We start from the raw sequence: 21,131 nt of genomic DNA on the forward strand, positions 1-21,131 counted from the left end.
TGAGGAAAAGACAACATGTGCGGTATTGTCGGTATCGCCGGTTTCATGCCGGTAAACCAGTCGATTTATGATGCGCTGACGGTGCTTCAGCACCGGGGCCAGGATGCCGCAGGCATCGTCACCATTGACGCCCACAACGGGTTCCGTTTGCGTAAAGCCAACGGCCTGGTGAAGGATGTGTTTGAGGCGCGCCATATGCAACGCTTGCAGGGCAACATGGGCATTGGCCATGTGCGTTACCCGACGGCCGGCAGCTCGAGCGCCTCTGAGGCCCAGCCTTTCTACGTCAACTCGCCGTTCGGCATTACGCTGGCCCACAACGGTAATCTGACCAACGCCCATGAGCTGCGCCAAAAGCTGTTCGAAAGCGGCCGCCGCCATGTCAACACCACCTCCGACTCGGAAATCCTGCTGAACGTGCTGGCCAGCGAGCTGGACCGTTTCCCGCATTACCCGCTGGAGGCTGACAACATCTTTACCGCGGTCGCCGCCATGCATCAGCAACTGCGCGGCGCTTACGCCTGCGTAGCGATGATCATCGGCCACGGCCTGCTGGCGTTCCGCGATCCGAACGGCATTCGCCCGCTGGTGATCGGCAAGCGCACGCTGGAAGATGGCCGCAGCGAGTACATGGTGGCTTCCGAGAGCGTGGCGCTGGATACCCTGGGCTTTGAATTCCTGCGCGACGTGGCGCCGGGTGAAGCGGTGTACATCACCACCAAGGGCCAGCTGTTCACTCGCCAGTGCGCAGAGAACCCGAAAACCAACCCGTGCCTGTTCGAATACGTTTATTTCGCGCGCCCGGACTCCTTTATGGACAAGATCTCGGTCTACAGCGCCCGTGTGCGCATGGGCCAGAAACTGGGCGAGAAGATCGCCCGCGAGTGGGAAGATCTGGACATCGACGTGGTGATCCCGATTCCGGAAACCTCCTGCGACATCGCGCTGGAGATCGCACGCATTCTCGAGAAGCCATACCGCCAGGGCTTCGTGAAGAACCGCTACGTCGGCCGCACCTTTATCATGCCGGGCCAGCAGGCGCGTCGTCAGTCGGTGCGCCGCAAGCTGAACGCCAACCGCGCCGAGTTCCGCGACAAGAACGTGCTGCTGGTGGATGACTCCATCGTGCGCGGCACCACGTCGGAACAGATCGTCGAAATGGCGCGCGAAGCGGGTGCCAAGCGCGTGTACCTGGCTTCCGCCGCGCCGGAAGTGCGTTTCCCGAACGTCTACGGCATCGACATGCCAAGCGCCAACGAACTGATTGCCCACGGGCGTGAAGTGGATGAGATCCGCCAGATCATCGGCGCCGACGGGCTGATTTTCCAGGACCTGGACGATCTGATCGAAGCGGTGCGCGAAGAAAACCCGGACATCACCCAGTTCGAATGCTCGGTGTTCAACGGCATCTACGTGACCAAAGACGTCGACCAAAGCTATCTGGAATACCTGGAGTCGCTGCGCAGCGACGACGCCAAGGCGCTGCGGGTGCAAACCGAAGCGGAAAATCTGGAACTGCACAACGAAGGCTAACCCCCTGCGTTGATCCCTCAAGGTGCATCGCCGCGTCTGCGGCGGTGCGCCTTGCTCCTCCGACTTGCTTATCCCTCGCCATTGCGGCAAAGTCTGCCTGATCTTACTTTTTACGGCAGAGGCCATTTTCCATGAAACGACTCATCATCGGCATTTCCGGCGCCAGCGGCGCTATCTACGGCGTGCGCCTGTTACAGGTTTTGCGCGACGTCGCAGAGGTGGAAACCCATTTGGTGATGAGCAACGCAGCAAGGCAGACGCTGGCGCTGGAAACGCCGTACAGCCTGCGGGAAGTGCAGGCGCTGGCCGACGTGGTGCACGATGCGCGCGACATCGCCGCCGGCATCTCCTCCGGCTCCTTCAAAACCCTGGGTATGGCGATCCTGCCCTGCTCGATCAAAACCCTGTCCGGCATCGTCAACAGCTACAGCGACGGGCTGCTGACCCGCGCCGCCGACGTGGTGCTCAAAGAGCGCCGTCGTTTGGTGCTGTGCGTGCGGGAAACGCCGCTGCATCTGGGGCACCTGCGGTTGATGACCCAGGCGGCGGAGATGGGCGCGGTGATCATGCCGCCGGTGCCGGCGTTTTACCACCAGCCGAAAAGCGTGGAAGACATCATCGATCAGACCGTCAATCGGGTGATCGATCAGTTTGATATCGAACTGCCGACCGATCTGTTCACCCGCTGGCAGGGTGTCAATTAACAGTTTTATCCCTAAATTGGCACATTTGTGCAACACCGCACTGAATTGGGGCGGAGTATGCACCATAATGATCCCACTTCATCACGCTCACTGTTTCATGGCGCCGCCTTGTCGCGGCTGCCAGTGGCGCGGCCCCGACCGGCCGATTTAATTTTGCGGTTATCGTCCCAGGAAACAGTATTGTGTAGGCCGGAGCCGTTCCCTCCGCCCGTAGCATCGAATGTGGCACGATTACTGCAAATTGATTTGGTGGGGAAAGTAATGCCCGTAGTGGCATCAAAAAAATCAATTTGAGGGTAATTTATGAAAAAGCGGGTTTTGATTTTGCCGTTAGTTCTGGCTTTGAGCGCCGCCAGCAGCGCCTTTGCCGCCATTCCTTCCACGCTGAAGATTGGCACCGATCCGACTTACGCACCGTTTGAATCCAAAAACGCCAAAGGCGAATTGGTCGGCTTTGACATCGATTTGGCCAAAGAGCTGTGCAAACGCATCAATACCCAATGCACCTTCGTGGAGAGCGACTTCGACGCGCTGATCCCATCCCTCAAGGCGAAGAAAATCGACGCCATCATCTCTTCGCTGTCCATCACTGAAAAACGCCAGCAGGAAATCGCCTTTACCGACAAGCTGTATGCTGCCAACGCGCGTCTGATCGCGCCGAAGGGCTCCAAGCTGTTGCCCACCGTGGACGCCCTGAAAGGCAAGAGTGTGGGCGTGTTGCAGGGCACTACCCAGGAAGCCTACGCCAACGCCATGTGGCAGCCGAAGGGTATCACCGTGGTGCCTTACCAGAACCAGGATCTGGTTTACGCCGATCTGGCTTCCGGCCGTATCGACGCCGCCTTCCAGGATGAAGTGGCGGGCAGCGACGGCTTCCTGAAACAGCCGCCGGGCAAAGACTATGCGTTCGCCGGCGAATCGGTGAAGGATGACAAGTTCTTCGGCGTCGGCACCGGCATGGGGCTGCGCAAGACCGATACCGAGCTGAAAGCGGCGCTGGACAAAGCCTTCGCCGAGATGCGTAAAGACGGCACCTACGACAAATACGCGAAAAAGTACTTCGACTTTGACGTCTACGGCGGGTAATCCGCTTCCCGTTCCATGCTGTGACTGCGGGGCCGGTGCGCCGGCCCCGATGGTTCGGATCCTAGACCACAGGGTGAAGTAGATGCTGCAAGGCTATTCCCAACTGATTTTCGAGGGGGCTCTGGTGACGTTGGAGCTGGCCCTCAGTTCCGTGGTGCTGGCGGTGGTGATCGGCCTGATCGGCGCCGGTGGCAAACTGTCCCATAACCCCTTTATCTCCGGTCTGTTCGGCGCCTATACCACGCTGATCCGCGGCGTGCCCGATCTGGTGCTGATGCTGCTGATCTTTTACGGTCTGCAAATCGCGCTGAACAACATCACTACGCTGCTGGGCTTCTCGCAGATCGATATCGATCCGCTCGGCGCAGGCATCATTACCCTCGGCTTTATCTACGGCGCTTATTTTACCGAGACCTTCCGCGGCGCCTATCTGGCGGTGCCGAAAGGGCAGATCGAAGCGGCGACGGCCTACGGCTTCAGCGGCGCGCAGATCTTCCGGCGCATTCTGTTCCCGGCGATGATGCGCTTCGCTTTGCCGGGCATCGGCAACAACTGGCAGGTAATCCTGAAGGCGACGGCGCTGGTGTCGATCCTCGGCCTGAACGACGTGGTAAAAGCCACGCAGCTGGCGGGGAAAGGCACCTATCAGCCGTTCTTCTTCGCCATCGTAGCCGGCGTGGTTTACCTGATCTTCACTACCGTTTCCAACGGCGTGCTGCTGTGGCTTGAACGGCGTTACTCACTGGGCGTCAAGAGGGCCGAGCTATGATTGAGATCCTGCAACAGTATTGGCAGTCGCTGCTGTGGAGCGACGGCTACCGCTTCACCGGCGTGGCGGTAACGCTGTGGCTGCTGATCGCCTCGGTGGTGATGGGCGGGCTGCTGGCAATCCCGATGGCGGTGGCGCGCGTCTCTTCCATCCGCTGGGTGCGTTTCCCGGTGTGGCTCTACACCTATGTGTTTCGCGGTACGCCGCTGTACGTGCAGCTGCTGGTGTTCTACTCCGGCATGTACAGCCTTGAGATCGTGCGCGGCAGCGAGTTTCTCAATGCGTTTTTCCGCAGCGGGCTCAACTGCACCATCCTGGCACTGACGCTCAACACCTGCGCCTATACCACCGAGATCTTCGCCGGGGCGATCCGCTCGGTGCCGCACGGTGAAATCGAGGCCGCCAACGCCTACGGTTTCTCGCGCTTCAAGATGTATCGCTGCATCATTTTACCTTCGGCGCTGCGCACCGCGCTGCCGGCTTACAGCAACGAAGTGATCCTGATGCTGCACTCCACCGCGCTGGCGTTTACCGCCACCGTGCCGGATCTGCTGAAGATCGCGCGCGACATCAACGCCGCGACCTATCAGCCGTTCTACGCTTTCGGCATCGCGGCGGTGCTGTACCTGATCATCTCCTACGTGTTAATCAGCCTGTTCCGCAAAGCTGAAAAACGCTGGATGGCACACGTTAGTCACTGATAAATGACGGGAAGAAAAACCATGTCTGAGAATAAATTAGCCGTCACCGAACTGCACAAACGCTATGGCGACCACGAAGTGCTGAAGGGCGTCTCGCTGGCTGCCAACGCCGGGGATGTGATCAGCATCATCGGCTCCTCCGGCTCCGGTAAAAGCACCTTTCTGCGCTGCATCAACTTCCTCGAGAAGCCGAGCGAAGGCTCGATCAGCCTGAACAACGAAGACATTCGCATGGTGCGCGACAAAGACGGCCAGCTGAAGGTGTTCGACAAGAAGCAGCTGCAGCTGCTGCGCACCCGCCTGACCATGGTGTTCCAGCATTTCAACCTGTGGAGCCACATGACGGTGCTGGAGAACGTGATGGAGGCGCCGGTGCAGGTGCTGGGGCTGAGCAAGGCCGAAGCGCACGATCGCGCGGTTCGCTATCTGGATAAGGTGGGCATCGATGAGCGGGCGCGCGGCAAATACCCGGTGCACCTGTCGGGCGGCCAGCAGCAGCGCGTTTCTATCGCCCGCGCGTTGGCGATGGAGCCGGAAGTGCTGCTGTTTGACGAACCGACGTCGGCGCTGGATCCCGAGCTGGTGGGCGAGGTGCTGCGCATCATGCAGAAGCTGGCGGAGGAGGGGAAAACCATGGTGGTGGTGACGCACGAAATGGAGTTTGCGCGCCACGTTTCCAACCACGTGATTTTCCTGCACAAAGGATTGATTGAAGAGCAGGGGCCGCCTGCCGAGCTGTTCGGCAACCCCAAAAGCCCGCGCCTGCAGCAGTTCCTGTCCGGCGCGTTGAAGTAACTTCAAATCAGCGGGCTTCGGCCCGCTGATTAATCACGTCATCCAGTGCCTGTTCCAACTCCAGATAGCGGAAGTGGAAGCCGGCCTCCTCCAGCCGCTTCGGCACCGCCCGCTGGCCGCCGAGCACCAGCACCGCCGCTTCCCCCATCAACAAACGCATGACGAACGCCGGCACCCGCAGAAACGCCGGGCGATCGAGCACGTTGGCCAATTGGGCGGCGAACTGCTCGTTATGCACCGGGTAGGGAGCGACCATGTTAAACGGGCCGGTCAGAGTGGCGTGATCCAGCAGATAAAGAATGCCGTTGATCATGTCTTCGAGATGGATCCACGGCAGGTATTGGCGGCCGTCGCCGATCGGGCCGCCCAGCCCGAAGCGGAACGGCGGCAGCATTTTAGCCAGCGCGCCGCCCTGTGGCGCCAGCACTACGCCGGTGCGCAGCAGGCAGACGCGGGTGGCGTCGCTCTGCGCCTGCAGCGCCAGCGCTTCCCAGCGTTGGCACAGTTGGTGGGTGAATTCGTCGTGTGGCGGTTCCTCTTCGGTGACCACCGCCTGCCCCTGGTCGCCATAGTAGCCGACGGCGGAACCGGAAATCAGCACGCCGGGCGGCGTGCTGCCGGCCTTGATAAGCTGCGCCAACCGTTCGGTCAAATCCCAGCGGCTGCGGCACAGCCGCTCTTTCTGCTGCGCGCTCCAGCGCTTGTCGGCGATAGGTTCGCCGGCCAAATTGATCACCGCATCGAAGTCATCCAGCGACTGCCGGTCGTCCAGCGTTTGCCAATAGCTCGGCTGGTCGCCCAGCCGGGCTCGGGCTCGCCGTTCGTCTCGTGTCAGCACCGTAATGTGGTGAGAAAGCGCCAGCAGCCTGGCCGTCAGGCTGCTGCCTATCAATCCCGTTGCGCCGGTGATCAGGATCCGCATGGTCGACCTCCCTGAGTTAGTCCCGGCGGTAGCTCATGGTCATGGAGACCGAATCGGCGTAGCGCAGGGCCAGAAGTTTATCTATCTCCACTTCAGCATAGGTCACCCAGGCATGTTCTTTTACGATATCGAGCACATCCTGCGTTAATTTTTCCAGCAGCGCGAAGCGGTTATCTTCCACATGGCGGATGATCGCTTTGGTGATGGTGCGGTAGTTGAGCGCGTCGGCGATGTCTTCGCTGTTGCGCGCCTTGTCCGCCGGGTAGTGGATCGCCACGTTGATCAGGACGTCCTGTCGGTTGTTGATTTCCTCTTCCTTGATACCGATGAACGTGCGCAACCGCAGATTTTTAATGCGAATAACGGCGTCGGGTTGACTGAAAGACATCAGAGATTCTCCATAGATCTGATTATTGGCGTTCAGAATACACGGAAAGTAGGGAAATGATAACGCAGGGGCGATGTGACTCCCCGGCGGCGGGGAGTCGGGGAGCGGGGTTAGCCCTGTTCGGCCAGCTTATAGGCGCGCTCGGTCGCCGGGCGGTTGTTGATGCGCTCGAACCAGTTGCGCACCGCCGGGTAATCCGCCAGATCGATGCGCTGGCGCGGATGCGACACCACCCACGGGTAGGTGGCGATATCGGCGATGCTGTAGTTGTCGCCGCCCAGGTACGGGTGCTTTTGCAGCTCGGCTTCCAGCACGCCATACAGCCGTTTGGTTTCCAGCTGGTAGCGCTCGATGGCGTAAGGCACCGGCTGCGGCGCGTAGTGGTTGAAGTGGTGATTCTGCCCGAGCATCGGCCCGAACCCGGCCACCTGCCAGAACAGCCACTGCAGGGTGGCGGCACGCTCGCGCAGGCCCTTGCTCAACAGCTTGCCGGTTTTCTCCGCCAGATACAGCAGGATTTCCCCGGACTCGAACAGGCTGATTGGCGCGCCGCCGTCCACCGGTTGCTGATCGACGATCGCCGGGATTTTGTTGTTGGGAGAAATGCTCAGAAAGTCCGGTTTGTACTGCTCGCCGGCGCTGATGTTTACGCGATGGATACGGTAGGGTAAGCCGACCTCTTCCAAAAACAAGGTGATCTTGTGACCATTGGGAGTAGGCGCGTAATACAGGTCAATCATGTTGCCTCCTGCGGTAAGGTGATCTGTAATTCATTACACGTTGCTGCGGTCTTCGCCGCGCACAAAGGTATATCAGAGATCCAACAATAGCAGCTAAGGATAGCAGGCTATGTGGGATTCGTCCGATGCTATCTGCGCGGTTGGATCACAATTCTCCACCGGGGCGGGCGGCGGTTTGCCGCACGGCGCCGTCGCGGTAAAATGGCGCTTATTTCCCTCTATAGGACAAGGTTATGAAGCTGATGTTCGCCTCGGATATCCACGGATCGCTGCCGGCCACCGAACGCGTGCTGGAATTGTTTGAACAAAACGGCGCCGACTGGCTGATTCTTCTGGGTGATTTGCTGAATCACGGCCCGCGCAACGCGCTGCCGGCCGGGTATCAGCCCGCTCAGGTTGCCGAACGATTGAATCGCTATAGCGACAAGATCATCGCCGTTCGCGGCAATTGCGACAGCGAGGTCGATCAGATGCTGCTGACGTTTCCCATCGAGGCGCCCTGGCAACAGGTTTTACTGCAAAAAAGACGATTGTTTTTGACCCACGGTCACCTTTATCATCCCTCGGCACTGCCGCCGTTATCCCGCGGTGACGTCCTGGCCTACGGCCATACGCATCTGCCGCAGGCGGAGCGGCAGGGTGAGATCTATTGCTTCAATCCGGGCTCGGTCAGCATTCCCAAAGGGGGCTTTCCGGCCAGCTACGGCATGTTGGATCGGGGCACTTTGCGCGTGCTGACGCTCGACGACGGCAAGGTCGTCGCGGAGGTGGCGTTAACACGCTAAACGCACTAATTTATACACACACAATAAAAATCTTTGAAAAACACTCATTGATTAACCAGCGCGCGGGATGCATCGCGCCAAAATAGAAGGTTTTAGAGGATGGCGGAACAGGGTCAGGCTGCAGATACCGAATGGGTTGATATCGTCGACGAGCAAAACGAGGTGATCGCGCAATCCAGTCGTCAACAGATGCGGGCGGAGCGGCTGCGTCATCGTGCTACCTATATTGTGGTGCATGATGGGATGGGAAAAATTCTGGTGCAGCGTCGCACCGAGATCAAGGACTTCTACCCGGGCTGGTTGGACGCGACGGCGGGTGGCGTAGTGCAAAGCGGTGAAAACGTGCTGGACTCGGCGCGCCGCGAGGCGGAAGAAGAGCTGGGTATCGCCGGCGTGCCTTTCGCCGAACACGGTCTGTTCTACTTCGAAGAAGAGCAGTGCCGGGTGTGGGGCGCGCTGTTCAGCTGCGTTTCGCACGGCCCGTTCGCGCTGCAGGAAGAAGAAGTGGCCGAGGTGTGCTGGCTGACGCCGGAAGAGATCACCGCGCGCTGCGACGAGTTTACCCCGGATTCGCTGAAGGCGCTGTCGCTGTGGCTGACGCGCAACAACGAGCAGGATTACGGTAAGCCGCTCGACAACCACTGAGACGCCAACGCGTGAGAAAGCCGGTCATCGACCGGCTTTTTTTATGGCGCGGATTCAGCAGCTGTCGCGGCGGCACAGCGTGGCGGGCAGGGAGCCTGCCGGCAGCCAGGGCTGCTCGTTCAGCCGCGCCAGCAGCGCCTGGCCGGCCTGAATGCCGATGTCGCGATGCGGAATGGTCATGGTGGTCAGCGGCGGCTGGCAGACCCGGCTGAACTCGCTGTTGCCGAACCCCACCACCGCCAGATTGTCCGGCACCTTGATGCGCCGCCGCTGGCATTCATACAGCGCGCCGCCGGCCAGTTCGTCCGAGGCGCACACCAGCGCGTCCAGCTCCGGCCAGGCCAGCAAGAATTCCGGCAGCTGCTGCGCGCCGGTGCTGAAGCTGGCGGGCTGCGCGGCGTTGATCACCCGATGCGGCGACATATGGTTGCGCAGCAGCGCCTTGTGCCAGCCCTGCAGGTGCTGCTGGAAAATCCACTGTTCTTGGTTGGCGCACAGCAGCCCGATGTTCTGATAGCCGCTGGCGATCACCGTTTGCGTCAGCTGATACATGGCCGCCACATAGTCGATGCCGATGCTCATATCGATCGGATCGGCGCGCACGGCGCCGATCTCCACCACCGGAATGTTGGCGGCGATCAGCGCGTTGCGGGCGTTTTGCGAATGCTCGACGCTGAGCAGCACCGCCGCCGCCAGGTTGTAAGAGAGCAGGGTCTCCAGCAGCTTCTCTTCGCGCTCCAGATGGTGCTGCGATTCCGCCAGCATGATGTGATAACCGGCCGGCTGCAGCACTTTCTGCAGGCCGGCGAACATCTCGGCGCAGCCAGATTCGGACAGGCTGGGCACCACCATGGCGATGGTGTAGGACGAGGCCGACGCCAGCGAACTGGCGGCCAGGTTGGGCAGATACCCCAGTTCGCTTACCGCGGCTTCAATCTTCTCGCGCAGTTTGTCTGAAACCTGCTCCGGCGTGCGCAGCGCGCGCGACACCGTCATGGTGCCGACGCCTGCCAGCTGCGCTACGTCAGCCAACGTCACCCTGCCCGTGCTGCGTCGTTTTTTACCGATCGACATGCCTAATCCCGACTGAAATGCGCGCGCGGCGCATAAAAATGGTGAGGGCGGGAAGCCGACGGCGCGGCTTCGACGATCCCCGTATGCGGCACATTCTACCCCGTTACCCGAAAGAGCGAGAAAAAATTGTGGTTAACACCATGCCGCGGCGCGGCGTTTTGATAGCGCTATCACAGATCTGCATGATAGCGCTTTGGTAGCGCTATCTTTGTGATATCCATCACTGTGTGGCCGGGAGGGGTTGATTAAAGTTTTACCGTCGTCGGTGAATTAATCACCGGCCGAAACCATCAACCTTTAGGAGGGTAACGTGCTGAAAGAGTGGCTGACCGCCGATCATATACAGCTGTGCGAACGGGTGGAGGACTGGCGCCAGGCGGTAACGCTGAGTGCGCAGCCGCTGCTGCAAGACGGCGTGATTACGCCGAATTACCTGACGGCCATCTTTCATCAGCAGGAGAAGCTCGGCCCTTACTTTGTTCTGGCGCCGGGCATCGCCATGCCGCACGCCCGGCCCGAAGAGGGCGCCAACGCGCTGGGATTATCGCTGTTGAAGATCCATCAGGGGGTGAACTTTCATTCCGCAGATAACGATCCGGTTCAGGTGGTGGTGATGCTTTCGGCGCCCGACGGCGACAGCCACATCGAGTTGATTTCGCAACTGGCGGAATTATTTTCAGACAATCAGGCCATGGAGGCGTTATTTCACGCCAAAGATAAACGGCAAATCGAGGATATTATCGCCCGCTATTAACGCTTAATCACCAGGAACACTATTAATGCTAACAACGCCGGGAATATGACCGGCGGCGCTACCCTACACGCTAAATTCAACAGGTGGATATTATGAAAATCATGGCGATTTGCGGTTCCGGTCTCGGCAGCAGTTTTATGGTGGAAATGAACATTAAAAAGGTGCTGAAAAAGATGGGCGTGGAGGCCGAGGTCGAACATTCCGATCTGTCGTCCGCCACCCCCGGCGCCGCCGACGTGTTCGTGATGGCGAAAGACATCGCCGACAGCGCCAGCGTACGGGCCGAGCAGCTGGTGGTGATCAGCAACATCATCGACATTAATGAGCTGGAAGCCAAGCTGCGCGCTTACTTCGAAGCCCACTCAATCATCTGAATAAAACGATTGGCGAGGTGGATATGTTTATCCAGGAAACGCTTAAGTTTGTGGTGGATATATTAAAGGTGCCTTCGGTGCTGGTCGGGCTTATTGCGCTGATCGGTTTGCTGGCGCAAAAGAAATCGTTTTCCGACGTGGTGAAAGGCACGGTAAAAACCATTCTCGGCTTTATCGTTTTGGGCGGCGGCGCCACGGTATTGGTCGGGTCGCTCAATCCGCTGGGCGGCATGTTCGAACATGCGTTCAATATTCAGGGCATCATTCCGAATAACGAAGCGATCGTCTCCATCGCGCTGGAGAAATACGGCGCCTCCACCGCGCTGATCATGGCGTTCGGCATGGTGGCGAATATCGTGGTAGCGCGCTTCACCCGGCTGAAATACATCTTCCTGACCGGCCACCACACCTTCTACATGGCCTGCATGATCGGCATCATCCTGACGGTGGCGGGCTTCGAGGGCGTGCAGTTGGTGTTTACCGGCGCGCTGACCCTGGGGCTGGTGATGGCGTTCTTCCCGGCGATCGCCCAGCGCTATATGCGCCGCATCACCGGCAATGACGATATCGCCTTCGGCCACTTCGGCACCCTGGGCTACGTGCTGTCCGGCTGGATCGGCTCGAAGGTGGGTAAAAACTCGCGCTCGACCGAAGAGATGAACCTGCCGAAAAACCTCAGCTTCCTGCGCGACAGCTCCATTTCGATCTCGATGACCATGATCGTCATCTACCTGATCCTGGCGATCTGCGCCGGCCGGGCCTATGTGGAAAGCGAGCTCAGCGGCGGCCAGAACTACCTGGTGTATTCGATCATTCAGGCCATCACCTTCGCCGCCGGGGTGTTCATCATCCTGCAAGGCGTGCGTTTGATTCTGGCGGAGATCGTGCCGGCGTTCACCGGCTTCTCGGAAAAGCTGGTGCCTAACGCGCGGCCGGCGCTGGATTGCCCGGTGGTCTATCCCTATGCCCCTAACGCGGTGCTGATCGGCTTCCTGTTCAGCTTCCTTGGCGGATTGGCCGGGCTGTTCCTGCTGGGGCAGCTGAAGATGGTGCTGATCCTGCCCGGCGTGGTGCCGCACTTTTTCACCGGCGCTACCGCCGGGGTGTTCGGCAACGCGACCGGCGGGCGGCGCGGCGCGATGCTGGGCGCCTTCGCCAACGGGCTGCTGATCACCTTCCTGCCGGTATTGCTGCTGCCGGTGCTGGGGGCGTTGGGCTTTGCCAACACCACCTTCTCCGACGCCGACTTCGGCGTGATCGGCATCCTGCTGGGCAACATGGCGCGCTTTATGTCGAAGGAGATGATCATGCTGGCGATCGTCGCCGTGTTCGCGCTGTTGGTGGCGCATAACTTCCTGGGAAAACGCAAAGGCGCGCCGGCCGCTGACCGCGTCGAGAAATAACGAGGGCAGACTGATGAACTACACAACGAGCGAAACGGAAATTGAAGAGCTGCATACCCTGGCGCGGGCGATCCGCCTGGAAACGCTGAAAGCGCTGACCGGGCTGGGCTTCGGCCACTACGGCGGCTGCATGTCGGTGGTGGAGACGATGGCGGTGCTGTACGGCAGCGTGATGCGCATCGATCCGGCGGATCCGGACTGGCCGGAGCGCGATGATTTCGTGCTGTCGAAAGGGCACGCCGGCCCGGCGCTGTACAGCACGCTGGCGATCAAGGGCTACTTCCCGCTGGCGGAGCTGAAGACCCTCAACCAGAACGGCACGCGTCTGCCAAGCCACCCGGACCGGCTGCGAACGCGCGGCGTGGACGCCACCACCGGTTCGCTGGGACAGGGCGTGTCGATCGCCGCCGGCATGGCGTTATCCCATCGGCTGGCGGGGCGCCGCAATCGGGTGTTCAGCATCCTCGGCGATGGGGAACTGAATGAAGGGCAGTGCTGGGAGGCGTTCCAGTTTATCGCCCACCACAATCTGAACAACCTGACGCTGTTCATCGATTACAACAAGCAACAGTTGGACGGCGCGCTGGACGAGGTGATCCAACCGTTCGATCTGGCCGCCAAGTTCCGCGCCTTCGGCTTTGAGGTGCAGACCATCAAGGGCGATGACATCGCGGCGCTGCTGGCGGCGGTAGCGCCGGTGCGCGGCGGCGAACAGCGGCCGCTGGCGATCGTGCTCGACAGCATCAAAGGGCAGGGCGTGACCTATCTGGAAAACCTGTCGAACTCTCACCACCTGCGCCTGACGCCGGACGTGCAGCAGGAAATCGAAAAAGCCATCGCCGAACTGGAGGCCGCCCATGTTTAACGTAGTGACGCAGTTGGAAAACGACGCCGTCGAAATGCGCAAAGTCTACGCCGGCGCGGTGCGTCGGCAGATTGAGGCGGGCGCGCCGATCATCGCGCTGGAAGCCGATTTGATGAGCTCGATGGCGATGGACGGCGTGCACAAGGATCACCCGCAGCACGTGATCAACTGCGGCATCATGGAGGCCAACGTGATCGGCGTCGCCGCCGGGCTGTCGCTCACCGGCCGGGTGCCGTTTGTGCATACCTTTACCGCCTTCGCCAGCCGCCGCTGTTTCGATCAGCTGTTCATGTCGCTGGATTATCAGCGCAACAACGTCAAGGTGATCGCCTCCGACGCAGGGGTGAGCGCCTGCCACAACGGCGGCACCCACATGTCGTTCGAGGATATGGGCATCGTGCGCGGGCTGGCGCATTCGGTGGTGCTGGAGGTGACCGACGCCACCATGTTCGCCGACATTCTGCGCCAGCTGATGGATCTGCGCGGCTTCTACTGGGTGCGCACCATTCGCAAGCAGGCGACGCGCATCTACCAGGAGGGCTCGCGCTTTACCATCGGCAAGGGCAACCTGCTGCGCGACGGCGACGACATTACGCTGATTGCCAATGGCATCATGGTGGCGGAGGCGCTGAAGGCGGCGCAGATGCTGGCGCAGCAGGGCGTCAGCGCGGCGGTGATCGATATGTTCACCCTCAAGCCTATCGACCGTGAACTGATCAAAACCTATGCGGCCAAAACCGGGCGCATCGTCACCTGTGAAAACCACAGCATTCATAACGGGCTGGGGTCGGCGGTGGCGGAGGTGCTGGCGGAAGAGTGCCCGACGCCGATGCGGCGCGTGGGGGTGAAGGAGCGTTACGGCCAGGTGGGCACCCAGGCATTTCTACAGCAGGAGTACGGTCTGACCGCCGAGCATATTCTGGAGGCTGTTGGGCAGTTGCTGCAAAAATAGTTCTCGAGTCAATAACAACTGCTGTAACGAATGAGGTCTGGTGCTCTGGATAAAACACATACCTTCCTGCCCAGTATCTGAGTTATGACTCACACGTTATCAACTGAGAAGCCCCTTAGGGGGCTTTTTGTTTTTAATGGATAATAGATGGCCAATGCTTGGGTAAAAAGAGATAATAAAAACAATCTAATAAATACAATAAGTTATATTCATGGAGTGAATAATGATAACAACAAGAGGCTCGTTCAGAAGGCTGACGCTAGGCGAGATCACGCTATCCCGCTCTTTCTATACCCTCATCATGATGATGTTGCTCAGTGGCTGTATGCTTGAAAAGCAACGTTTTTACGCTGCGGACATTACGCTGCGGGGAAATGATCTCTGTTTCTCTTTACCGCAAGCCTACTCAACACAGAGTGGCAGGGCCAGTCTGGTCAGCATTGCTATTGAACAACGGTTGGATAGTCAAACGCATGAGCTCTGGCGCAGGACCACTCTACCACCGAAGCCCGTTGAGACGATAACGCCCGGCCAATGTATCCCATACTCGTTCAAGGCATTTGAGAGCGATGTGCACTACACCGTGGCAATCAGCACCGTAGATCCTCAGGATGCAGATTCCAAACGTTTCTGGCAGCGCAGTTTCTCGCTGAAAATCAGCGACGGCAAGATTTGGCAGGTTATTGCCAGCGCGGAGTAATAAAGCCAAAGAGGGATGAATGAAATGACAAGAACGGCAATGTGTGTGAAGCGAAGTGATAGGCATAACGCTTGAGAGAGTGCCGTTGGGTTTCTGCACCATAAATTACATTCGGCTCTCAAGGAGGAGATTATGGCCGTGATTCCATTACTGCCGCCAGGCGGTTTTACTATTCTTGCCAGAAACTTGCGCGAGGCGCGCAGGCAGGGGCAACCGCGCAACATGGCGCTACCAGGTACTTACTATTGGTTCTACCATCAGGTAAAAAATCGGGGCCCTTGGGATTACAAGCAGCAAAATCGCGCATTGGCTAACTTTGGTAATTTCAATTATGGTGCGACCGGTACCGCGGCTGGAATTCCCGCAGATATTTTGTTGATGGGCGCTGGATTTACTCAGTCAAAAGCAGGAACATCGCGGCCAGAATGAAGTCAGTGGTATCAACGCCCGCCGTATGGTGATGACCCTCAGGATCAATATTGGATCAAGCAAGGAATTGATTATGCAAATCGGCATGGTTACTAAATGGGCTCATCGGCTGCTGACGGCAATTTTGTTGGTTATTGTCGTCGGATTGGCGGGGTACTGGTATGCCACCCGCGATACTTATGACGATAAGCTCTATAGCAAAAAGCAGTTGACCGACGATATTTGGCTCTACATCACCGAGTACCAGAATGCGGGGGCTACCGACACGGATGTCTATCGTTACTATTTGAACAGAAGCCTGGATGGGGATCCTATCAACGTGCTGAGTCAAAGTGCGCCAATCTTGACGGCGGATCGGGCTGATGCAACTATCCGTGGTGAGGGTAACCGCATCACCATCAATTTTTCCGGGAAGGTGTATTCCTTTACGAATTCGGCATTTTTCTATGCCACGAACAGCCAAACACCCATCATGCCTACCATTGATTTTTCTGCACGGGGCGTCAGCGCCTGGCGATGATGGTGGGTTGGCGGGTATTGTCTAAAACAGCATAATCACCAAGAATATCAGGCATAAAAAAGCCAGTCAGGATCACCTGACTGGCTTTTTTTAACGGTTTATTACGCCTTGGCGGCAGCATCAGCCTGGGAAGACTGGATCGCCGTCAGCGCAACGGTGTAGACGATATCGTCAACCAGTGCGCCGCGCGACAGGTCGTTCACCGGCTTGCGCATGCCTTGCAGCATCGGCCCGATGGAGACCAGGTCAGCGGAACGCTGTACCGCTTTGTAGGTGGTGTTGCCGGTGTTCAGATCCGGGAAGATGAACACGGTCGCCTGGCCGGCTACCGGTGAGTTCGGCGCCTTGGACTTGGCAACGTCGGCCATGATGGCGGCGTCGTACTGCAGCGGGCCGTCGATGATCAGGTCCGGGCGTTTTTCCTGCGCCAGACGGGTCGCTTCGCGCACTTTCTCGACGTCGCTGCCCGCACCGGAGTTGCCGGTGGAGTAGGAGATCATCGCTACGCGAGGCTCGATGCCGAAGGCCGCGGCGGAATCCGCAGACTGGATGGCGATCTCAGACAGCTGCTCGGCGGTCGGATCCGGGTTGATCGCGCAGTCGCCGTAGACCAGTACCTGGTCAGGCAGCAGCATGAAGAACACGGAGGACACCAGCGAGCTGCCCGGCGCGGTTTTGATCAGCTGCAACGGCGGACGGATGGTGTTGGCGGTGGTGTGAACCGCGCCGGAGACCAGACCGTCGACTTCGCCTTGTTCCAGCATCAGGGTGCCGAGCACCACGTTGTCTTCCAGCTGCTCGCGCGCGACCACTTCGGTCATGCCTTTGCTCTTGCGCAGCTCAACCAGACGCGGCACGTAGTTTTCACGTACGGCGACCGGATCGACGATTTCGATGCCTTTGCCCAGCTCAACGCCTTGCGCTGCCGCGACGCGCTGGATCTCGTCCGGGTTGCCGAGCAACACGCATTCCGCGATGCCGCGTTCGGCGCAGATGGCTGCCGCTTTCACGGTGCGCGGCTCGTCGCCTTCCGGCAGCACGATGCGTTTGCCGGCTTTACGCGCCAGCTCGGTCAGCTCGTAACGGAACGCCGGTGGAGACAGACGGCGTGAACGTTCGGAGGTGGCGGTCAGCGAGTCGATCCACTCGGTGTTGATGTGGCTGGCCACGTAGTTCTGCACTTTCTCGATGCGCTGGTGGTCGTCCGCCGGCACTTCGAGGTTGAAGCTCTGCAGGCTCAGCGAGGTCTGCCAGGTGTTGGTGTCGACCATGAACACCGGCAGGCCGGTCTGGAAGGCGCGTTCGCACAGCTTCTTGATCGGCTCGTCGATGGCGTAGCCGCCGGTCAGCAGGATGGCGCCGATTTCCACGCCGTTCATCGCCGCCAGGCAGGCGGAGACCAGCACGTCAGGACGGTCTGCGGAGGTCACCAGCAGAGAGCCCGGGCGGAAGTGTTCCAGCATGTGCGGGATGCTGCGCGCACAGAAGGTCACGGACTTCACGCGGCGAGTCATGATGTCGCCTTCGTTGACCACGCGGGCCTTCAGGTGGCGAGCCATGTCGATGGCGCGGGTGGCGATCAGATCGAAGCTCCACGGCACGCAGCCCAGAACCGGCAGCGGGCTGTTGGCGAACAGCTGCGCAGGATCGACGTGGGCGATGCTGGCTTTGGTGGAGTCGTCGAAGATTTCGGACAGGTCAGGACGGGTGCGGCCCTGATCGTCGACCGGTGCGTTCAGCTTGTTGATGATTACGCCGGTGATGTTTTTGTTCTTGCTGCCGCCGAAGCTGGTGCGCGCCAGTTCGATGCGCTCTTTCAGCTGCGCCGGCGAGTCGTTGCCCAGCGCCAGCACGAAGACGATCTCGGCGTTCAGGGTTTTGGCGATCTCGTAGTTCAGCGCGTTGGCGAACTGATGCTTGCGGGTCGGCACCAGGCCTTCGATCAGCACCACTTCCGCGTCTTTGGTGTTCTCGTGGTAGCGCGCCACGATCTCTTCCATCAGCACGTCTTGCTGGTTGGAGCTCAGCAGGCCCTCAACGTAGTCCATGCGCAGCGGTTCGGCCGCCGGAATGGTGGAGTTGCTGCTGCGGATGATGGTGGTGGTCTGGTCGAGCGCGTTGTCGCCGGTGCGCGGTTGAGCGATAGGCTTGAACACGCTCAGACGAACGCCTTTTTGCTCCATGGAGCGGATGACACCCAGGCTGACGCTGGTCAGGCCGACGCTGGTGCCGGTGGGGATCAACATAATAGTACGTGACACAGAATAGTCCTCTTCACGATTAACATGAGGCTAAAACAACACCGTCAGCCTGGGCTGACGGTGTTTTGAGAGCATTACGCGGTCAGGCGGGATGCGTCCTGCGCGATGACCAACTCTTCGTTGGTCGGGATCACCAGCGCCAGGCGGCTGCCGTCTTTGGTGATGGCGCCGGATTTGCCGAAGCGAGCGGCCATGTTGCGGTCGTGGTCGATTTCGAAGCCCAGCAGGCCCAGTTTGTTCAGGGTCAGCTCACGCACCATGCCGGCGTTCTCGCCGATGCCGCCGGTGAAGATCACCGCGTCCAGACGGCCTTCCATCAGGGCGCTGTATGCGCCGATGTATTTGGCCAGACGGTGGCAGAACACGTCCATGGCGCGTTTGGCGTCGGCTTTGCTGTCGTAGTTGTCTTCAACGTAACGGCAGTCGCTGGTGACTTCGGTCAGGCCCAGCAGGCCGGATTCTTTGGTCAGCATCTTGTTGATCTGGTCAACGCTCATGCCGAGAGAATCGTGCAGGTGGAAGATGATAGCCGGATCGATGTCACCGCTGCGGGTGCCCATCACCAGGCCTTCCAGCGGGGTCAGACCCATGGAGGTATCAACGCACTGGCCGTTGCGCACTGCGGTAACGGAACCGCCGTTGCCCAGGTGGCAAGTGATCACGTTCACTTCTTCTACCGGCTTGTTCAGCATCTTCGCGGCTTCCTGAGTCACGTAGAAGTGGCTGGTGCCGTGTGCGCCGTAGCGGCGAACGCCGTGGTCGCGGTACAGGCTGTACGGCAGGGCGTACAGGTAAGATTCTTCCGGCATGGTCTGGTGGAACGCGGTGTCGAACACGGCAACGTTCTTGTCGGCCAGGTTAGGGAAGGATTTCAGCGCTTCCGCGATGCCGATCAGGTGAGCCGGGTTGTGCAGTGGTGCAAACGGCACGGAATCTTTGATACCCTGCAGAACTTCGTCGTTGATCACGGCGGAAGCGGTGAACTTCTCGCCGCCGTGCACGATGCGGTGGCCGATGGCGGTCAGCTGTGCGGAAAGCTCTGGTTTTTGTGCCAGAATAGTATTAACAATGAAGTTCAGCGCTTCGCTGTGTGCAGCGCCGGCCCCCAGGGCAGCTTCGTGTTTGGCGCCGTCCATTTTCCACTTGATGCGAGCTTCAGGCAGGTGGAAACACTCGGCCAAACCGGAGAGGAATTCGTCGCCGTTAACGGCATCGATGATGGCGAATTTCAGAGAAGAACTGCCGCAGTTAAGAACCAGTACTAGCTTACTCGACATGGAAGTACCTACTTAAATAGTCGTGTTGTTAAAAGTAAATCGAAAACACGTGGTGAATTAATCGTCAATCAGACAACAAGCGTAGCGCATAGTGCCGATGACATTTATGATTAACATCATGTGAAGTGCACAAATCACAGGATGATGGAAAAACCGATGATTTCTCTGCGGTTTAAATAATCTTGATTTTTATAGGGCTAAAAGTTGACAAAAATTACGTCATCTTCTACCGGCCACAAGGCCGGCTTAGGATACCGATAGCCCGGTGTAAACACAAAATAAATTTAAAGCTTCAAATTTTTTAGTATGGTCTCTGGCAGCACGCTTTTAGTTTCTTTACGTGACGTTGAGGTACGCAATGACGAGCAAACCGTCCGGTTCCGTAAGCTGGTTTCAGGTCTTCCAGCGCGGGCAGCATTATATGAAAACCTGGCCGTCGGACAAACGTCTGGCACCGGTCTTTCCGGAGAACCGCGTTGCGCGTGCCACCCGTTTCGCTATCCGTTTCATGCCGCCGTTGGCGATTTTCACGCTGACCTGGCAGATCGCGCTCGGCGGTCAGCTCGGCCCGGCGATCGCCACCGCGCTGTTCGCCTGCAGCCTGCCGATGCAGGGGCTGTGGTGGCTGGGGCGCCGTTCGGTCACACCGCTGCCGCCGACGCTGCTGCAATGGTTCCATGAGGTGCGTAACAAGCTGACGGAAGCCGGGCAGGCGGTGGCCCCGCTGGAGGGCACGCCGACCTATCAGACGTTGGCCGATTTGCTCAAGCGCGCTTTCAAGCAGCTGGACAAAACCTTCCTCGACGATCTGTAAATGAAGACAGGCCGCGTTGTGCGGCCTTTCTCGTCAAAGCGCCAATAACCCCGGTTTAAATCAAAGAACGGTCGAGTTGTGATTTCCTGCGTTCTTGCGCTGTGCGATGCTCCCGCCATCACACAGAAATGAGGAAATCCTGATGGAAATGACCAATGCCCAGCGGCTGATTCTGTCGAACCAGTACAAGATGATGACCCTGCTCGATCCGGACAACGGCGACCGTTATCGCCGGTTGCAAACCATCGTCGAACGCGGCTTCGGTTTGCAAATGCGCGAACTGGATCGCGACTTCGGTGAACTGAGCGAAGAGGTGTGCCGCACCATCATCAACGTGATGGAGATGCACCATGCGCTGCAGGTTTCCTGGGGCAACCTGAAAGAGAAGCAGGATCTGGACGAGCGCCGCCTGGCGTTTCTCGGCTTCGACGCCGCCACCGAAGCGCGCTACCTGAGCTACGTGCGTTTCCTGGTCAGCACCGAGGGGCGTTATACTCACTTCGATTCCGGCAGCCACGGTTTCAACGCCCAGACCAAAATGTGGGAAAAATACCAGCGCATGCTGGCGATCTGGCTGGCCTGTCCGCGCCAGTATCACTTGAGCGCCGTTGAGATAGCGCAAATCATCAATGCTTGATTA

General features: G+C 59.0%; 24 protein-coding genes. 18 read left to right on the forward strand and 6 right to left on the reverse strand.

Going from position 1 to position 21,131, the window contains the following annotated elements:
• Window positions 1-15 precede the first annotated feature (15 nt).
• The 6 genes from purF (at window position 16) to hisP (ending at window position 5,588) form a co-directional block, all read left to right on the forward strand.
• The gene (gene purF / locus ACYF6X_RS03210) at window positions 16-1,533 is read left to right on the forward strand and encodes an amidophosphoribosyltransferase (protein ID WP_019453742.1); all 1,518 of its coding nucleotides are present in this window, start codon (window positions 16-18) and stop codon (window positions 1,531-1,533) included.
• 131 nt (window positions 1,534-1,664) lie between these two features.
• A complete protein-coding gene (locus ACYF6X_RS03215) occupies window positions 1,665-2,237 on the forward strand; it encodes a UbiX family flavin prenyltransferase (RefSeq protein WP_038876440.1) in 573 nt (190 codons plus the stop codon).
• 303 nt (window positions 2,238-2,540) lie between these two features.
• Window positions 2,541-3,323, forward strand: coding sequence for a histidine ABC transporter substrate-binding protein HisJ (gene hisJ, locus ACYF6X_RS03220; protein ID WP_004936109.1), 783 nt, complete (start codon window positions 2,541-2,543; stop codon window positions 3,321-3,323).
• Window positions 3,324-3,405: 82 nt separating this feature from the next.
• Window positions 3,406-4,092, forward strand: a complete 687-nt coding sequence (locus ACYF6X_RS03225) for a histidine ABC transporter permease HisQ (RefSeq protein WP_060420026.1) — start codon at window positions 3,406-3,408, stop codon at window positions 4,090-4,092.
• Window positions 4,089-4,793, forward strand: coding sequence for an ABC transporter permease (locus ACYF6X_RS03230; protein ID WP_033635343.1), 705 nt, complete (start codon window positions 4,089-4,091; stop codon window positions 4,791-4,793). Before ACYF6X_RS03225 ends, ACYF6X_RS03230 begins: the two co-directional genes overlap by 4 nt.
• Window positions 4,794-4,814: 21 nt before the next feature.
• Window positions 4,815-5,588, forward strand: a complete 774-nt coding sequence (gene hisP / locus ACYF6X_RS03235; protein ID WP_049200168.1) for a histidine ABC transporter ATP-binding protein HisP — start codon at window positions 4,815-4,817, stop codon at window positions 5,586-5,588.
• Between the two features lie 7 nt (window positions 5,589-5,595).
• Here hisP and ACYF6X_RS03240 read toward each other — a convergent pair whose 3' ends face one another.
• From ACYF6X_RS03240 to yfcG, 3 genes are all read right to left on the reverse strand, one after another.
• Window positions 5,596-6,510: a TIGR01777 family oxidoreductase gene (locus ACYF6X_RS03240; protein ID WP_107227605.1), complete on the reverse strand. Its 915-nt coding sequence runs from the start codon at window positions 6,508-6,510 to the stop codon at window positions 5,596-5,598.
• Window positions 6,511-6,526: 16 nt separating this feature from the next.
• Window positions 6,527-6,898, reverse strand: a complete 372-nt coding sequence (gene folX / locus ACYF6X_RS03245; protein WP_063988979.1) for a dihydroneopterin triphosphate 2'-epimerase — start codon at window positions 6,896-6,898, stop codon at window positions 6,527-6,529.
• Between the two features lie 110 nt (window positions 6,899-7,008).
• A complete protein-coding gene (gene yfcG, locus ACYF6X_RS03250; protein ID WP_063988980.1) occupies window positions 7,009-7,638 on the reverse strand; it encodes a GSH-dependent disulfide bond oxidoreductase in 630 nt (209 codons plus the stop codon).
• Window positions 7,639-7,871: 233 nt separating this feature from the next.
• Here yfcG and yfcE point away from each other — a divergent pair, with 233 nt between their 5' ends.
• Together yfcE and yfcD are read left to right on the forward strand one after the other, a co-directional pair.
• Window positions 7,872-8,423, forward strand: a complete 552-nt coding sequence (yfcE, locus tag ACYF6X_RS03255) for a phosphodiesterase (protein ID WP_038876428.1) — start codon at window positions 7,872-7,874, stop codon at window positions 8,421-8,423.
• Between the two features lie 99 nt (window positions 8,424-8,522).
• On the forward strand, window positions 8,523-9,068 hold the full coding sequence (yfcD, locus tag ACYF6X_RS03260) for an NUDIX hydrolase YfcD (protein ID WP_004936086.1): 546 nt from the start codon (window positions 8,523-8,525) through the stop codon (window positions 9,066-9,068).
• Window positions 9,069-9,122: 54 nt separating this feature from the next.
• On the opposite strand, the gene ACYF6X_RS03265 is transcribed toward yfcD, so the two are convergent.
• Window positions 9,123-10,142: a LacI family DNA-binding transcriptional regulator gene (locus ACYF6X_RS03265; RefSeq protein WP_038876425.1), complete on the reverse strand. Its 1,020-nt coding sequence runs from the start codon at window positions 10,140-10,142 to the stop codon at window positions 9,123-9,125.
• Window positions 10,143-10,452: 310 nt separating this feature from the next.
• Between ACYF6X_RS03265 and ACYF6X_RS03270 the strand changes: the two genes are divergently transcribed.
• The 8 genes from ACYF6X_RS03270 (at window position 10,453) to ACYF6X_RS03305 (ending at window position 16,139) form a co-directional block, all read left to right on the forward strand.
• Window positions 10,453-10,896 carry a PTS sugar transporter subunit IIA gene (locus ACYF6X_RS03270; protein WP_038876423.1) on the forward strand — a complete coding sequence of 148 codons (444 nt, stop codon included), beginning with the start codon at window positions 10,453-10,455 and terminating at the stop codon, window positions 10,894-10,896.
• Between the two features lie 92 nt (window positions 10,897-10,988).
• Window positions 10,989-11,270 carry a PTS sugar transporter subunit IIB gene (locus ACYF6X_RS03275; RefSeq protein WP_130017831.1) on the forward strand — a complete coding sequence of 94 codons (282 nt, stop codon included), beginning with the start codon at window positions 10,989-10,991 and terminating at the stop codon, window positions 11,268-11,270.
• A gap of 23 nt (window positions 11,271-11,293) precedes the next feature.
• Window positions 11,294-12,673, forward strand: coding sequence for a PTS ascorbate transporter subunit IIC (locus tag ACYF6X_RS03280; RefSeq protein ID WP_043140091.1), 1,380 nt, complete (start codon window positions 11,294-11,296; stop codon window positions 12,671-12,673).
• A 13-nt stretch (window positions 12,674-12,686) separates the two neighbouring features.
• Complete coding sequence (locus tag ACYF6X_RS03285) at window positions 12,687-13,538, forward strand: transketolase (RefSeq protein ID WP_130017832.1); 852 nt, start codon at window positions 12,687-12,689, stop codon at window positions 13,536-13,538.
• Window positions 13,531-14,490 carry a transketolase family protein gene (locus ACYF6X_RS03290; protein ID WP_063988983.1) on the forward strand — a complete coding sequence of 320 codons (960 nt, stop codon included), beginning with the start codon at window positions 13,531-13,533 and terminating at the stop codon, window positions 14,488-14,490. Before ACYF6X_RS03285 ends, ACYF6X_RS03290 begins: the two co-directional genes overlap by 8 nt.
• Before the next feature lie 223 nt (window positions 14,491-14,713).
• Entirely contained in the window at window positions 14,714-15,190 is a 477-nt protein-coding gene (locus tag ACYF6X_RS03295; RefSeq protein ID WP_242512539.1) for a putative T6SS immunity periplasmic lipoprotein, read from the forward strand.
• A gap of 132 nt (window positions 15,191-15,322) precedes the next feature.
• Window positions 15,323-15,619 carry a polymorphic toxin type 44 domain-containing protein gene (locus ACYF6X_RS03300; protein WP_242512540.1) on the forward strand — a complete coding sequence of 99 codons (297 nt, stop codon included), beginning with the start codon at window positions 15,323-15,325 and terminating at the stop codon, window positions 15,617-15,619.
• A gap of 73 nt (window positions 15,620-15,692) precedes the next feature.
• On the forward strand, window positions 15,693-16,139 hold the full coding sequence (locus tag ACYF6X_RS03305; protein ID WP_130017833.1) for a hypothetical protein: 447 nt from the start codon (window positions 15,693-15,695) through the stop codon (window positions 16,137-16,139).
• A 101-nt stretch (window positions 16,140-16,240) separates the two neighbouring features.
• Here ACYF6X_RS03305 and pta read toward each other — a convergent pair whose 3' ends face one another.
• The gene (pta, locus tag ACYF6X_RS03310) at window positions 16,241-18,400 is read right to left on the reverse strand and encodes a phosphate acetyltransferase (RefSeq protein WP_130017834.1); all 2,160 of its coding nucleotides are present in this window, start codon (window positions 18,398-18,400) and stop codon (window positions 16,241-16,243) included.
• 74 nt (window positions 18,401-18,474) lie between these two features.
• Window positions 18,475-19,677: an acetate kinase gene (ackA, locus tag ACYF6X_RS03315; RefSeq protein ID WP_055312511.1), complete on the reverse strand. Its 1,203-nt coding sequence runs from the start codon at window positions 19,675-19,677 to the stop codon at window positions 18,475-18,477.
• 358 nt (window positions 19,678-20,035) lie between these two features.
• Between ackA and yfbV the strand changes: the two genes are divergently transcribed.
• Both yfbV and ACYF6X_RS03325 read left to right on the forward strand, forming a co-directional pair.
• The gene (gene yfbV, locus ACYF6X_RS03320; protein ID WP_004936061.1) at window positions 20,036-20,491 is read left to right on the forward strand and encodes a terminus macrodomain insulation protein YfbV; all 456 of its coding nucleotides are present in this window, start codon (window positions 20,036-20,038) and stop codon (window positions 20,489-20,491) included.
• 142 nt (window positions 20,492-20,633) lie between these two features.
• Window positions 20,634-21,128: a YfbU family protein gene (locus ACYF6X_RS03325; protein WP_016926898.1), complete on the forward strand. Its 495-nt coding sequence runs from the start codon at window positions 20,634-20,636 to the stop codon at window positions 21,126-21,128.
• Window positions 21,129-21,131: the final 3 nt, after the last annotated feature.

Source organism: Serratia sp. ID 25-353 (assembly GCF_054792795.1).